Origin of the sequence: Kitasatospora sp. NPDC056184 (genome assembly GCF_042268405.1) — a bacterium.
Classification (GTDB): Bacteria; Actinomycetota; Actinomycetes; order Streptomycetales; family Streptomycetaceae; genus Kitasatospora.
Map to the genome: position 1 here is coordinate 271,078 of NZ_JBHJUI010000007.1, position 13,537 is coordinate 284,614.

The following is a 13,537-nucleotide window of genomic DNA, read 5'->3' on the forward strand; positions in this document are numbered from 1 at the left end:
CCTTCCGTCACGTCAGGAGAGTTCATCTCGGTGCGGGATCCGTCGCCGGGCTCAGAAGGCCGGGACCGGCTGCTTCTCGTCGGCGCCGCCCGTGTCGGGCAGGTCGTCGGCGAGCGGGTCGCCGGCGCCGAGCTGGGCGCCGTCCGGGCCGCGCCGGGCGAAGCGGGTGATCAGCGTCCAGTTGACCGCCGCGAGGGCGACGAAGACGGCGATGAACAGCGTGCAGGACGCGATCAGGGATCCCCTGCTGACGTTCGAGAGCGCGTCGTCGACGGTCAACTGGCTGTAGACGAGCCACGGTTGGCGGCCGATCTCGCGCACCACCCAACCGCCGACGGAGGCGATGAAGGGCAGCGGGATGATCGCGGTCATCAGGTAGGCGAGCCAGCGCTTGCGCACCAGCAGGTCCTTCAGCAGCAGGAAGACGGCGATGAACGTGATGGTCGAGACGGTGTTGCCGAGGATCGACATCACGTCCATCGAGTTCTTCACCCAGCCCTCCCACGGCACGTAGTCCCCGGGGCCGTGCTCGGCGACCAGCCGGGCCTGTTCCTCGGCGACACCGCTGCCCCGGAGGACGGCGGCCTTCATCGGCTGGGTCCGCTCGATCACCGGGACCTGCAGGTTGCCGACGATGATGACGAAGAACGAGGAGAGCATGCCCACCCAGACGCCCAGCCGCAGCGAGCTGCGGAACAGCTCGGTCTCCCGGGTTCCCTTGGCGAAGTGCCAGGCGCTGATGCCCGCGACGAAGACGCCGCCGGTGGTGAGCGCGGCGAGCGCGATGTGGCCGAGCGCGACCAGGGCGTTGGCGTTGGTGATCAGCGCGGCGAAGTCGGTCAGGTAGGCCGTGCCGTCGCGCACCTCGTAGCCGACCGGGTGCTGGAGGAAGCCGTTGGCGACCAGGATCCAGAACGCCGAGGCGTACGCGGTGAGCGCGACCAGCCAGATCAGCGCGACGTGCACGCCGCGCCGCATCCGGCCCCAGCCGAAGATCCACATGCCGAGGAAGGTGGACTCGGCGAAGAAGGCGATCAGGGTCTCCAGGGCCAGCGGGGCGCCGAAGACGTTGCCGGCGAACTTGCTCAGTCCGCTCCAGCTGAGTCCGAACTGGAACTCCATGACGAGGCCGGTCACGATGCCGACCGCGTAGTTGATGACGTACAGCTGGCCCCAGAAGCGGGTCATGCGCTCGCGCACCGCGCGGGTGGCGGGGTCCCGGGTGTATGCGGCCCGGGTGTGCATGAACGCGACCATGGGGACCAGCCCCATGGTGAGGATGACGAAGAGCCAGTGGACGCTGGTGGTGGCCGCGAACTGGAGTCGGGCCAGGTCCGCAGCGCTCATGATGCGACCTTCCTGGGGGGCGGTGGGCCTCCGGGTCGGCGGACGGATGGGGGGACCGGGGGAAGAGGGAGAAGGAGGGAAGAGGTCGGGTTCCTCGCCTCGCGTGGGCAGGTGGCGGGCACTGCTGCCCGCCACCTGCTGCGACGAACCCCGCCGATGACGTTAGGCGAGGATTGCTTATGTCTTCCAAGACCGGTTCTGCTATGTGTGGATAACCCGTCAGGCATCAGCAGAGGTGAACCGTGGATTTGCTGCAACTGCGCCACTTCCAGGCCGTCGCCCGTTTCGAGCACATCAGCCGCGCGGCCGAGGAGCTGAACGTCGCCCAGCCCTCGCTCAGCCGCACCATCGCCCGGCTGGAGGCCGAACTGGGCACCCCGCTCTTCGACCGGCTGGGCCGGCGGATCCGGCTCAACCAGTACGGCGCGGTGTTCCTGCGCCACGTCGACCGCGCGCTGAGCGAACTCGACGACGGGCGCCGGGCGCTGAGCGAGGCCCGGGACAGCGGGCTCGGCCGGGTCGGCGTCGCCTCCGAGACGCTGCTGACCGTCACCCACCTGATGGGCGGCTTCCGGGCCGCCTTCCCGGGCGCCGAGGTGCGGCTCTTCCAGTCCAACGTGGAGGAGATGGACCGCCAACTGCGCGCCGGGGAGGTGGACTTCTGTGTGGCCTCGCAGCCGCTGGCCGGGCCGGACCTGGAGTCCGTCGAACTGCTCCGGGAGGAGGTGCTGCTGGCCGTCCCGCGCGGGCACCGGCTGGACGGCCGGGAGAGCGTGACGATCGCCGAGATCGCCGACGAGCCGTTCGTCACCACCCGCCGCGGCCACTGGCAGCGCGCCCTGCTGGAGCGGATGTTCGCCACCGAGGGGCTCACCCCGCGGCTCTCCTGCGAGGGCGACGAGCCGGGGGCCAGCCAGGACATGATCAGCACCGGCCTCGGCATCGGCCTCATCCCGGCGATGTCCCGGCTGGCCGGCACCGACACCCACGTCCCGGTGGCCTGGGTGCACGTGGAGGCCCCGAACTGCTACCGGGTGCTCACCCTGGTCTGGAACCGGGCCGCCTACCATTCCGAAGCGGCCCGCCGCTTCAGGGAGTTCACCATCAGCAGGCCGCTGATGACGCACCGCCGGCCGGACCTCCGGGTGCCCCGCGAGCGGAGCTGACCGCTCCGCCTCCCCGGTGATCGATCCTGGCGCGCCCCCGGGACCCCTGCTACGCTCGAAAGCGCTGCCGTGTTCCTGGCCGAGGGCGTCGCGTGTCCGAACGGCCGGTATGAGATGGCGTGTTGGCAGGGGAGTCGCTCCCCGGGCCGACCACCGGCGGCGCCGTCCTGCCTCCCCTTCGCCATGTGACCGGTGCCCGTGTTCCGGCGCGCCCTCGTGCGCGCCCGGGCGCCACCGAGGAGTTCCGCCATGCCCAAGATCACCTATGTCGCCGTCGACACGACGGAGCGCACCATCGACGTCCCGGTCGGCACCAGCGTCATGCGCGGCGCCGTCTTCAACGACGTCGACGGCATCGTCGCCCAGTGCGGCGGCAACCTCCAGTGCGCCACCTGCCACGTCTACGTCGACGAGTCGACGCTCGACAAGCCGGAGCCGATCCGGGACGACGAGGACGCCATGCTGGACTTCACCGCCTGCCCGCGCCGGCCCAACAGCCGGCTCAGCTGCCAGCTCAAGTCGACCGAGGCGCTGGACGGCCTGATCGTGCACCTCCCCGAGCGGCAGAAGTGATGGCGTACGCGACCGGCCCCGCGCCGGAGCGGGCGGCGTCCGGCCACCCCCTTTCCGTGGTCGTCGTCGGGGCCGGCCAGGGCGGGTACCGGACGGCCGCCTCGCTGCGCGAGCTCGGCTACCGGGGGCGGCTGGTGCTCATCGACGCCGAGGACGAACTGCCCTACGAGCGGCCTCCGTTGTCGAAGGCCTACCTGCACGGCGAGGTCGACGAGGCCCAGCTCTGGCTGCGGCCGGTCGGCTACTACGCCCGCCAGTCGATCGAGCTGGTCGCCGGCTCGGTGACGGCGGTCGACCCGGCCGCCCGCACCGTCCGCCTCGCCGACGGCTCGGCGTTCGACTACGACCACCTGGTCCTGGCCACCGGGGCCACCCCGCGCACGCTCGGCGTGCCGGGCGCCGGTCTGCGCGGCGTGCACACACTGCGCACCGCCCAGGACGCCGCCGCCCTGCGGTCCGCGCTCGGCGCGGCCCGGAACGCGGTGGTGGTGGGCGCCGGGTTCATCGGCCTGGAGTTCGCCGCCGCGGCCCGGCGGGCGGGCTGCGAGGTGACGGTGGTCGAGGCCCTCGACCGCCCGCTCGCCCGGGTGGTCTCGGCCCGCACCGCCGAGCACTTCACCCGGCTGCACCGCCGGGAGGGCACCCGGCTGATGTACGGCCAGGGGGTCGCCGCCCTGCACGGCGACGAACGGGGCCGGGTCTCGGAGGTGGAGCTGGCCGACGGCGGCCGGCTGCCGGCCGATCTGGTGCTGGCCGGGATCGGGGTGATCCCGCGCACCGGCCTGGCGGCGGCGGCCGGTCTGCGGGTGAGCGGCGGCATCGTCGTCGACTCCGACCTGCTGACCAGCGATCCGCACATCTCGGCCATCGGCGACTGCGCGGCGTTCCCGCAGGTGCGCTCGGGCAACCGGCTGCGGCTGGAGTCGGTGCAGAACGCCGTCGGCCACGCGGAGGCGGTGGCCGCCCGGCTGACCGGCACCGGCGCCGGCTACCGCGAGCTGCCCTGGTTCTGGAGCGACCAGTTCGCCACCACCGTGCAGATCGCCGGCCTGGACGAGGGCCACGACACCGAGGTGGTGCTCGGCGACGACCCGGACGCCTTCTCGGTGCTGTTGTTCCGGGCCGGTGAGCTGCGGGCGGTGGAATCGGTGAACCGGCCGACCGACCACCTGGCGGCCCGACAGCTCCTTGACCGGGGTGTGGTGCTGAATCCGGCCGACGCCGCGGCCCCCGGCTTCACGCTGCGCGGCCACCTCGCGAGCCGTCGCGGCGGCTCCGCGGTGCCCGTGGGCTGACCGGCGGAAGCCGTTCTCCGGTGGGCCGGCGCCCGCCCCGCCGTACCGCGGGGCGGGCCCCGGACAGCCGGAGGAAATGATTCCGCCGCCGGACAGCCGGAGGAAATGATTCCGAGAACATTGGTCCCACGCATTTCACGGGTGGGGTGCCGGATCAAGCGTTTTTAATCGCCGAGTGGTTTTCGGCCACGCCCGGACGGCGTTGTGGGTATCGAACCTTCACAGTTAGTTCATAGGTCACTGTTGCGGAAGCATCTGCCTGTGAGGCAGGATTCAAACAAGATCGCTTGCTTGCTCATTCACTCGTTCGAATAACAAACAGGGGATACGACTGTGCCTGAATCCGCGAGCCCGCAGGGATTCACCGACGAGGCCGAGCTGCGCCGCCTCAACCGCGCCACCGTCGAGCAGTACATGCACACCCTCGGGCAGGACCGGCTGCGCCGGCACGAGCTCTTCACCGAGGACGGCGTCGGCGGCCTGTGGACCACCGACACCGGCTCCCCGGTCGCCACGCACGGCCGGGACCGCCTGGGCGAGCACGCCGTCTGGTCGCTGAAGTGCTTCCCGGACTGGGAGTGGTACAACATCGAGATCTTCGAGACCCAGGACCCGAACCGCTTCTGGGTCGAGTGCGACGGCCGCGGGAAGATCCTCTTCGGCGACTATCCGGACGGTTACTACGAGAACCACTTCCTCCACTCGTTCGAGTTGGAGAACGGACGGATCAAACTGCAGCGCGAGTTCATGAACCCGTTCCAGCAGTTGCGCGCCCTCGGCATTCCGGTGCCCGAGATCAAGCGCACCGGAATACCCACCTGACAATTCAAGAAATCCACCGCCGGATCGGAGTACGTCGTGGAAGACGTCATACGGGAGATTCGCATCCGCGGGGCGTTGCATCAACCCGAATGGAGCGATCTCCTCCAGGTCAGCCGGGTGGGCGAGGCGCTTGCCTCGCGTCCCGCCCTGGTCCAGCCGGACGAGCTGGCCACCTTGCGCACCCTGTTGGGAAAAGTGGCGACCGGCGAAGCGCTGGTGCTGCAGGCGGGGGACTGCGCGGAGGATCCGCAGGAATGTACACGTCAATATGTGGCGCGGAAGTCCGCCCTGCTCGACCTGCTCGCCGGGACGCTCGGATTGCGGACCGGAAAGCCGGTCGTGCGCGCGGGCCGCATCGCGGGGCAGTTCGCCAAGCCCCGCTCCAAGCCCACCGAAGTCGTCGACGGGGTCGAACTCCCGGTCTTCCGGGGGCACATGGTGAACGGGCCGGAGCCGGACCCGGAGTCCCGCCGGCCCGACCCGCTGCGCATCCTCACCGGCTACATGGCGGCCGGTGACATCGTCGAGCACCTCGGCTGGCGCGACCGCGCCGCCGGTCGCGACGTGGTCGAGCCCCCGGTGTGGACCAGCCACGAGGCGCTGCTGCTCGACTACGAGATGCCGATGCTGCGCATGGACGACAAGGGGCGGCTGTACCTCGGCTCGACCCACTGGCCGTGGATCGGCGAGCGCACCCGCCAGGTCGAGGGCGCCCATGTCGCCCTGCTGTCCCAGGTGGCCAACCCGGTGGCCTGCAAGGTCGGTCCGACCATGGAGCCCGACGAGCTGCTCGCCCTCTGCGAGAAGCTCGACCCGTGGCGCGACCCCGGCCGCCTCACCCTCATCGCCCGGATGGGCGCCGAGGCCGTCGCGGACCGGCTGCCGAAGCTCGTCGACGCCGTCCGGGGCGCCGGCCACCCCGTGGTGTGGCTCAGCGACCCCGTGCACGGCAACACCTTCACCGCCCCCGGTGGCCTCAAGACCCGCCTGGTGGGGACCGTCGTGCTGGAGGTCGCCCGGTTCGTCGAGGCCGTGCGGGCCTCGGGCGGCGTCGCCGGCGGGCTGCACCTGGAGACCACCCCGGACGACGTGACCGAGTGCGCGTCCACCGAGGCCGACCTGGAGTCCGTGGGCGAGCGCTACACCACCAGCTGCGACCCCCGGCTCAACCCGGCCCAGGCCGTCTCCGTGGTGTCCTCCTGGACCGTCTGACCCGGTCCGCCGCACCGCGCCACCCGCACCGCGTCACCCGCACCACACCACCCGCACCGCGTCGCCCGCACCGCGTTCGGCGCAGCGGCCCCGACGCCCCGCTCCGCGCGCCCCACACACCCTCGCATCATGCAGAGAACCGGAGCCATGACCGGCATACCCCCCATTCCCGAGTACCCGTTACCGACCGAGGACGACCTGCCGCCGGCCGTCGTGTCCTGGAAGGCCGAGCCGGACCGCGCCGTCCTGCTGGTCCACGACATGCAGCGCTACTTCCTCGCCCCCGTCCCCGACCGCACCCGCACCGCGCTGGTCGGCAACGCGGCGCGGCTGCGCGACCGCTGCGCCGCCCTGGGCGTCCCGGTCGCCTACACCGCCCAGCCGGGCGGCATGACCGACGAACAGCGCGGCCTCCTCAAGGACTTCTGGGGCCCCGGCATGCGCCCCGCCCCGGAGGACCGCCAGGTGGTGGACGCCCTGGCGCCCGCCGAGCAGGACTGGCTGCTCACCAAGTGGCGCTACAGCGCCTTCTTCCGCACCGACCTGCTGGAGCGGATGCGCGACACCGGCCGCGACCAGCTGGTGCTCTGCGGCGTCTACGCCCACGTGGGCGTGCTCGCCACCGCGATCGAGGCCTTCACCAACGACATCCAGGTGTTCCTCGCCGCCGACGCCACCGCCGACTTCTCCGCGGAGTACCACCGCTCGGCGCTCGGCTACGCCGCCGAGCGCTGCGCCCGGGTCACCACGGTCGGGAGGCTGTTCCCATGACGGCCGACCCGTACGGCCCGAGCGGCGGCCCGGACCTGCTCCGCGAGGTGCTGGCGGGCCGCCCGGAGGCCTTCGCCCTGCTGCACCGGCCGGCCGCGGCCGCCGGGGGCGGGGCCGGCGGCCCGGTGGTGGAGGTGCTGACCGGCTCGGTGGCGCTGCCCGCCGCGCTGGCCGACATCCCGCTGGCCGACACCCCGCCGGCCGCGGCGCCGGGCACCGGGGAGCGGCACGAGGTGCTCGTGGTGGTCCCCTACCGGCAGCTCGCCGAGCGCGGCTTCGCGGCCGCCGACGACGGGACGCCGCTGGTGGCGATGACCGTCACCGGCCAGCAGCGGGTGCCGCTGGCCGAGGCGCTGGCGCGCCTGCCGGACGTGCCGACCACGCTCGCCGGCGGCGTGTTCGACGTCGACGACGAGGCGTACGGCGAGGTGGTGAGCCGCATCGTCCAGGAGATGATCGGCACCGGCGAGGGCGCGAACTTCGTCATCCGCCGCACCTTCGTCGCCGACATCACCGACTACGGTCCGCTCAGCGCGCCCGCGCTGTTCCGCCGGCTGCTGGAGCGGGAGTCCGGCGCCTACTGGACCTTCCTGGTGCACACCGGCACCCGCACCCTGGTCGGCGCCTCGCCGGAGCGGCACGTCAGCCTCCGGGACGGCACCGCGGTGATGAACCCGATCAGCGGGACCTACCGCTACCCGCCGTCCGGGCCGACCCTCTCGGGCGTGCTGGAGTTCCTCGGCGACCGCAAGGAGACCGACGAGCTCTACATGGTGCTCGACGAGGAGCTCAAGATGATGGCCCGGATCTGCCCGGGCGGCGGCCGGGCGGTCGGCCCGTACCTCAAGGAGATGGCCCGGGTCGCGCACACCGAGTACCTGATCGAGGGCCGGACCGACCGCGACGTGCGGGACATCCTGCGCGAGACGATGTTCGCCCCCACCGTGACGGGCAGCCCCGTGGAGAGCGCCTGCCGGATCATCCACCGGTACGAGCCGGGCGGCCGCGGCTACTACAGCGGCGTCGCCGCGCTGATCGGGCGGGACGCGGCGGGGGAGCGGGTGATGGACTCCGCGATCCTCATCAGGACCGCGGACATCACCCCGGGCGGGCGGATCGGCATCGGGGTCGGCGCCACCATCGTGCGGCACTCCGACCCGGCCTCGGAGGCGGCGGAGACCAGGGCCAAGGCGGCCGGGCTGGTCGCCGCGCTCGACGGCGGCGTACGGAAGCGTTTCGCCGACCACCCGAGCGTGCTCCGCGCCCTGGAGTCCCGCAACGACTCGATCGCCGGCTTCTGGCTCGCCGACACCGCGGCCCGCACCTCGGCCCGGCCCGAACTCGCCGGGCGCAGCGTGCTGGTGGTCGACGCGGAGGACACCTTCACCTCGATGATCGACCAGGAGCTGCGCTCCCTGGGCCTGCGCGTGACGGTCCGCCGGTTCGACGAGGAGTACGCCTTCGAGGGCCACGACCTGGTGGTGATGGGCCCGGGCCCGGGCGACCCGGAGGAGGCCGCGCACCCGAAGATGCGGCACCTGCGCGGGGCGGTCGACACCCTGCTGGCGGAGCGCCGGCCGTTCCTCGCGGTCTGCCTCAGCCACCAGGTGCTCGGCCTGCGGCTCGGGCTGCCGATCCGCCGCCGGACGGTGCCCAACCAGGGGGTGCAGAAGGAGATCGACCTGTTCGGCGCCGTCGAGCGGGTCGGGTTCTACAACACCTTCGCCCTGGTCGCCGGAGCGGAGGAGTTCACCGCGGAGGGCGTCGGACCGGTCCGGGTCAGCCGCGACCCGGCCACCGGCGAGGTCCACGCGCTGCGCGGGCCCGGCTTCGCCTCGCTCCAGTTCCACCCCGAGTCCGTCCTCACCCGGGAGGGGCCGCGGATCGTGGCCACCGCCCTGTCCGGCCTGCTCGGCCCGGCGCGGGTCCCCGACCCGGCCTGACCCTCCGGTGGACCGCCGGGCCGGCGCACCTCCCCCCGATACGCGCCGGCCCGGCTCCGCCCTGCCCCGACTCCGCCCGCCCGCGGCGCGCCGTGCCCGGCCGACGCGGTGCGGCGCCGCACCCGCACCCGCACCCCCAATGACGAGTGGGAGGACCCATGCACCAGTACGTCGTCGTCGACGCCTTCGCGCGCCGGCCGCTCACCGGAAACCCGGTGGCGGTCTTCTTCGGGGCCGACGACCTCTCCGCCGACCAGATGCAGCGCATCGCCCGGGAGATGAACCTCTCCGAGAGCACCTTCGTCCTCGCCCCCGAGCGGGGCGGCGACCACCATGTGCGGATCTTCACCCCGGTGAACGAACTCCCCTTCGCCGGACACCCGTTGCTCGGTACGGCGATCGCCCTGGGCGAGCGCACCGAGGCCGACACGCTGCGGATCGAGACCGCGATGGGCGTCATCCCGTTCGAGCTGGAGCGGGAGGGCGGCCGGACCGTGGCGACCAGCATGCGCCAGCCGGTGCCGGTCTGGGAGCCGTTCGACCGGGCCGAGGAACTGCTGCGGGCGCTGGGGGTGAGCGGGTCGACGCTCCCGGTGGAGATCTACCGCAACGGCCCGCGGCACGTCCTGGTCGGTTTCGAGAGCGTCGAGGCGCTGTCCGCGGTGGACCCGGACCACCGGGCGCTGGCCCGCTTCCCGGACATGGCGACCAACTGCATCGCCGGCTCCGGGACGGTCTGGCGCAACCGGATGTTCTCGCCCGCGTACGGGGTGGTGGAGGACGCCGCGACCGGCTCCGCGGCCGGGCCCATCGCCATCCACCTGGCCCGGCACGGTCTCGGCGCCTACGGGCAGCGCATCGAGATCACCCAGGGCGTCGAGATCGGCCGGCCCTCGCCGATGGGCGCCCTGGTGCACGGCGAGGGCGACCGCGTCGACAGCGTCGAGGTCTCGGGCCACGGCGTCATCACCATCGAAGGAGTCCTGCATGTCTGAGCACCGGTCCGGGCCGTCGAAGCGCTCCGAGTCGCTGACCGGGACGGTCGTGGTCGACTTCCCGGAGTTCCGCACCCCGCCGGCCGAGCCGATGGGCCTGCTGAACTCCTGGCTGGCCGCCGCGGCGGGCCACGGGGTGCGCGAGCCGCGCGCCCTCGCGCTGGCCACCGCCGACGCCCGGGGCCGCAGTTCGTCCCGGACCCTGGTGATCAACCGGATCACCGGGCGGGGGATCGTCTTCGCCACCCACGAGGGCAGCCAGAAGGGCCGGGAGCTGGCGGAGAACCCCTGGGCCTCCGGCGTCCTGTACTGGCGGGAGACCAGCCGGCAGATCGTCCTGGCCGGGCCGGTGCGCCGGCTGCCGGACGCCACCGCCGAGGAGCTGTGGGCGGCCCGGGCGGTGTTCACCCACCCGATGACCACGGTCTCCCGGCAGAGCCGGCCGGTGGAGGACCTCGACCACTTCGAGGAGATCCGGGCCGAGGCCCTGGAGCTCGGCCGTCCGCAGCGGCCGCTGCCCCGCCCCGCCTCCTACACCGCCTTCGAACTGGTGCCCGACGTCCTGGAGTTCTGGGCCGACGGCACCGACCGGCTGCACGAGCGGCTGCGCTACGACCGCACCGCCGACGGCTGGGGGATCAGCCGGCTCCAGCCGTGACCCCCGCGCGGAGCGCCCTCCGCGCCGACCCCTTCCCCCGTTCCGGAGATGTCATGACCTCAACAGAGCCCGCGCGGATCTTCACCGACCACCACGACCTGCGCGCCCGCAACCGCCGCGCCGTCGAGCAGTACCTGGAGACCGGCCCGGAGGCCCGGCTGCGCCGGTACACCCTCTACACCGAGGACGGCACCGCCGCCCTCTTCTACACCGACACCGGCCGGCCCATCGTGGTCACCGGCCGGGAGAAGCTGAAGCGCCACAACGAGCTCTCCCTGGAGGTCCTGCCCGACTGGCGGTGGTCCGACGTCCACCTCTACGAGACCCAGGACCCGGACCTCGTCATGGTCGAGTGCGACGGCGAGGGGACGATCCGCTTCCCCGGCTATCCCGAGGGCCGCTACCGCAACCACTTCATCCACGGCTTCACCCTGCGCGACGGCCTCATCGCCGCCAGCCGGGAGTACACCAACCCGATCGAGCACATGAAGTCGCTCGGCATCGAGACCCCGCACATCCGGCGGGACTGGATCCCCACCGACTGACCGGCCGAGGGGATCCGGGTGTCGCACGCACGCACCGAGGAGATTCGATGGAGTCCCACCCCTGTCCCAGGAACCACGGACGGGCGGCCCCCGCCGCCGCCGGTTCCGTTCTCTGCGCCCCGTGCATCGGGCAGTTGGAACGCACCCTGCGGGCGCTTCCGGAGCTGCACCGGGAGTGCCTGCACCACATCCAGGCGGAGCCCCGGCGGCGCAACCCCACCAAGGTCTCGGGGACCCGCCGCCGGGACCGGCTGAACCTGGCCGCGATCGATGCCCGCAACAACATCGTGGCGATCCTGGAGTCCTGGTCGCACTTCGCCGCCGAGCGGCTCGGCACCACTGCGGCGGTCCGCTCCGTACCGCACCTGGCGCGGTTCCTCGGCCGCCACCTGGACTGGCTCGCCGCGCAGCCGCCGGCCGCCGAGTTCGCCGACGAGATCGAGGACCTGCGGGTCGAACTGCTCAACGCGATCGACCCCGACCCGGACACCGCCGGCAGCCCCGCGCCGCCCGCCCGGGACTGCGTCGTCGACGGCTGCCCGGGGACGATCGACGCCTCACCGCAGCACCACACCGGGGGACGGACCAGCATCGGCTGCTCGTCCGGACATTCATGGGGGATACGCGAATGGCTCACGCTACGGCATCTCATGGACCAGCGGCGAAAGGCGGCGGTCTGAGCCGCCCGCCCCGCCACCGGCTCGTGCCGACGAACGTCGCCGCGCTCGCCGCCGGCGTCTCGGAGGCGACCATCCGCAAGTGGGTCAGCCGGGGGAAGATCACCCGCTACGGCACGCCGGGCCGCTCGGAGTTCGACATCGAGGAACTCACCGCGATCGCCCTGCGCCGTCGGGCCTGAGCACAGCGCCGCCGGGCCCGAGCACAGCGCCACCGGGCCTGAGCACAGCGGCACCGGCGACGACCCCGCGGATCCGCCGCCGGGCGGGCGGCAACACCGCCCGTCAGCGGATCCGCGGGTGCTCCGTGCCCGGGTCCCGGGGGCCGTCAGCGCTTCTCGTAGCGGCGCTTGTGCCCGCTGATCCCGGCCAGCCGGAACGGGCCGGTGGTCTGCTCCGGGGTCGGGTGGTCGCCGCCGTCCGCCGGGAGCGACGCCCCGTGCAGCTCGCGGTAGCGGGCGAAGCCGACCGGCCGTCGGCGCTCGACCGCCGCCCGGTGCTCCGCCGTGCGCAGGTGCGCCCGGTAGCCCGGTACGACCGTCCCGGCGAAGAACTCCGCGACGCTGCCCGAGCCGTAGCTGAGGAAGCCCACCGCCCGCCCGTCGAGGTCCTCCGCCTGGTCGAGCAGCGCGGCCAGGCCCAGGTACACCGAGGCGGTGTAGCTGTTGCCGATCACCTCGTTGTACGCGGTGGTCAGCCCCAGGGCCGCCCGGACCGCCGCCTCGTCGGTGTCGTACCCGGCGCAGTTCAGCAGGTGGCGGTGCGCCTTGTAGGCCATCCTGGTGAACGGCTGGTGGTAGCAGAAGGCGCTGAACGCCTCCAGCGGCCGGCCGCCCTGCCCGGTGTAGTCCTTCCAGGTCCCCTGCACGGCCTGGAGGTAGGCGCCGATCGACTCCTGGCCGTCGACCAGCGCGGCGTCCCGGTAGTTCGGCCGCCAGAAGTCCATGACGTCCGCGGTGAACAGGCCCGAGGGCTCCTCGATCCGCACCAGCGCCGGGTCCGCCGCCACCAGCATCGCCACCGCGGCGGCGCCCTGGGTCGCCTCGCCGGGGCTGTCCGGCTCGTACTTGGAGATGTCGCTCGCCACCACCAGGACCTTCTGCGCGGGGTCGCGGTGGATCAGCCCGAGGGCGAACTGCAGGGCGGCGGTGGCGCCGTAGCAGGCCTGCTTGAGCTCGACGACCCGGGTCGCGGACGGCAGCCCGAGCAGCGAGTGGACGTACACGCCGGCGGCCTTCGCCTGGTCGATCGAGGACTCGGTGGCGAACACCAGCGTGCGGATGCCGTCCGCGCCGTGCCGGGCGACGACCGGGGCCGCGGCCGCGGCGCCCAGGGTGACGATGTCCTCGTCGGCGGCCGGCACGCTCATCGAGCGCTGGCCGATGCCCACGTGGTACTTGCCGACCGGCGTGCCGTTGTGCTCGGCGAGCGCCGTGTGCGGCAGCACGAACTCGGTGGTGGCGAAGGAGAGGTCGTGGATCCCGACCGGGCCGCGGGTGCTGCCGGGGGCGTCGGAGGTGCTCGTGGACATGC

Annotated in this window: 14 protein-coding genes; 12 read left to right on the top strand and 2 right to left on the bottom strand. The window is 72.8% G+C overall.

Going from position 1 to position 13,537, the window contains the following annotated elements; all coding sequences use genetic code 11:
- Positions 1-51: 51 nt before the first annotated feature.
- Positions 52-1,347 carry a cytochrome ubiquinol oxidase subunit I gene (locus ACFC0B_RS17090; RefSeq protein WP_376086614.1) on the bottom strand — a complete coding sequence of 432 codons (1,296 nt, stop codon included), beginning with the start codon at positions 1,345-1,347 and terminating at the stop codon, positions 52-54.
- 242 nt (positions 1,348-1,589) lie between these two features.
- On the opposite strand from ACFC0B_RS17090, the gene ACFC0B_RS17095 reads away from it, so the two are divergent.
- The 12 genes from ACFC0B_RS17095 to ACFC0B_RS17150 all read left to right on the top strand — a co-directional run bounded on the left by ACFC0B_RS17095 (position 1,590) and on the right by ACFC0B_RS17150 (position 12,186).
- Positions 1,590-2,513, top strand: coding sequence for a LysR family transcriptional regulator (locus ACFC0B_RS17095; RefSeq protein ID WP_376086615.1), 924 nt, complete (start codon positions 1,590-1,592; stop codon positions 2,511-2,513).
- Between the two features lie 249 nt (positions 2,514-2,762).
- Entirely contained in the window at positions 2,763-3,086 is a 324-nt protein-coding gene (locus ACFC0B_RS17100) for a 2Fe-2S iron-sulfur cluster-binding protein (RefSeq protein ID WP_376086616.1), read from the top strand.
- Positions 3,086-4,381, top strand: a complete 1,296-nt coding sequence (locus ACFC0B_RS17105; protein WP_376086617.1) for an NAD(P)/FAD-dependent oxidoreductase — start codon at positions 3,086-3,088, stop codon at positions 4,379-4,381. The genes ACFC0B_RS17100 and ACFC0B_RS17105 overlap by 1 nt, the downstream gene beginning before the upstream one ends.
- 333 nt (positions 4,382-4,714) lie before the next feature.
- Positions 4,715-5,203 carry a PhzA/PhzB family protein gene (locus ACFC0B_RS17110; RefSeq protein WP_376086618.1) on the top strand — a complete coding sequence of 163 codons (489 nt, stop codon included), beginning with the start codon at positions 4,715-4,717 and terminating at the stop codon, positions 5,201-5,203.
- Between the two features lie 36 nt (positions 5,204-5,239).
- Positions 5,240-6,415, top strand: coding sequence for a 3-deoxy-7-phosphoheptulonate synthase (locus tag ACFC0B_RS17115; RefSeq protein ID WP_376086619.1), 1,176 nt, complete (start codon positions 5,240-5,242; stop codon positions 6,413-6,415).
- A gap of 147 nt (positions 6,416-6,562) precedes the next feature.
- Positions 6,563-7,186 (top strand): isochorismatase family protein, encoded by a 624-nt coding sequence (locus ACFC0B_RS17120; RefSeq protein ID WP_376086700.1) that lies wholly within the window; start codon positions 6,563-6,565, stop codon positions 7,184-7,186.
- Positions 7,183-9,129, top strand: a complete 1,947-nt coding sequence (locus tag ACFC0B_RS17125) for an anthranilate synthase family protein (RefSeq protein ID WP_376086620.1) — start codon at positions 7,183-7,185, stop codon at positions 9,127-9,129. Before ACFC0B_RS17120 ends, ACFC0B_RS17125 begins: the two co-directional genes overlap by 4 nt.
- A gap of 158 nt (positions 9,130-9,287) precedes the next feature.
- Positions 9,288-10,124, top strand: coding sequence for a PhzF family phenazine biosynthesis protein (locus ACFC0B_RS17130; protein WP_376086621.1), 837 nt, complete (start codon positions 9,288-9,290; stop codon positions 10,122-10,124).
- Positions 10,117-10,782: a phenazine biosynthesis FMN-dependent oxidase PhzG gene (gene phzG, locus ACFC0B_RS17135; RefSeq protein WP_376086622.1), complete on the top strand. Its 666-nt coding sequence runs from the start codon at positions 10,117-10,119 to the stop codon at positions 10,780-10,782. Before ACFC0B_RS17130 ends, phzG begins: the two co-directional genes overlap by 8 nt.
- A gap of 53 nt (positions 10,783-10,835) precedes the next feature.
- Positions 10,836-11,327: a PhzA/PhzB family protein gene (locus ACFC0B_RS17140; protein WP_376086623.1), complete on the top strand. Its 492-nt coding sequence runs from the start codon at positions 10,836-10,838 to the stop codon at positions 11,325-11,327.
- 134 nt (positions 11,328-11,461) lie between these two features.
- Positions 11,462-12,007, top strand: a complete 546-nt coding sequence (locus ACFC0B_RS17145; RefSeq protein WP_376086624.1) for a hypothetical protein — start codon at positions 11,462-11,464, stop codon at positions 12,005-12,007.
- A 23-nt stretch (positions 12,008-12,030) separates the two neighbouring features.
- On the top strand, positions 12,031-12,186 hold the full coding sequence (locus ACFC0B_RS17150) for a hypothetical protein (protein WP_376086625.1): 156 nt from the start codon (positions 12,031-12,033) through the stop codon (positions 12,184-12,186).
- Between the two features lie 146 nt (positions 12,187-12,332).
- On the opposite strand, the gene ACFC0B_RS17155 is transcribed toward ACFC0B_RS17150, so the two are convergent.
- Positions 12,333-13,535, bottom strand: coding sequence for a hydroxymethylglutaryl-CoA synthase (locus ACFC0B_RS17155; protein WP_376086626.1), 1,203 nt, complete (start codon positions 13,533-13,535; stop codon positions 12,333-12,335).
- Positions 13,536-13,537: the final 2 nt, after the last annotated feature.

Coding starts and splice junctions, on each gene's coding strand:
- ACFC0B_RS17090 (WP_376086614.1), bottom strand. CDS start 1,347: ATGAGCGCTGCGGACCTGGCCCGACTCCAGTTCGCGGCCACCACCAGC.
- ACFC0B_RS17100 (WP_376086616.1), top strand. CDS start 2,763: ATGCCCAAGATCACCTATGTCGCCGTCGACACGACGGAGCGCACCATC.
- ACFC0B_RS17105 (WP_376086617.1), top strand. CDS start 3,086: ATGGCGTACGCGACCGGCCCCGCGCCGGAGCGGGCGGCGTCCGGCCAC.
- ACFC0B_RS17120 (WP_376086700.1), top strand. CDS start 6,563: ATGACCGGCATACCCCCCATTCCCGAGTACCCGTTACCGACCGAGGAC.
- ACFC0B_RS17125 (WP_376086620.1), top strand. CDS start 7,183: ATGACGGCCGACCCGTACGGCCCGAGCGGCGGCCCGGACCTGCTCCGC.
- ACFC0B_RS17130 (WP_376086621.1), top strand. CDS start 9,288: ATGCACCAGTACGTCGTCGTCGACGCCTTCGCGCGCCGGCCGCTCACC.
- phzG (WP_376086622.1), top strand. CDS start 10,117: ATGTCTGAGCACCGGTCCGGGCCGTCGAAGCGCTCCGAGTCGCTGACC.
- ACFC0B_RS17140 (WP_376086623.1), top strand. CDS start 10,836: ATGACCTCAACAGAGCCCGCGCGGATCTTCACCGACCACCACGACCTG.
- ACFC0B_RS17155 (WP_376086626.1), bottom strand. CDS start 13,535: ATGTCCACGAGCACCTCCGACGCCCCCGGCAGCACCCGCGGCCCGGTC.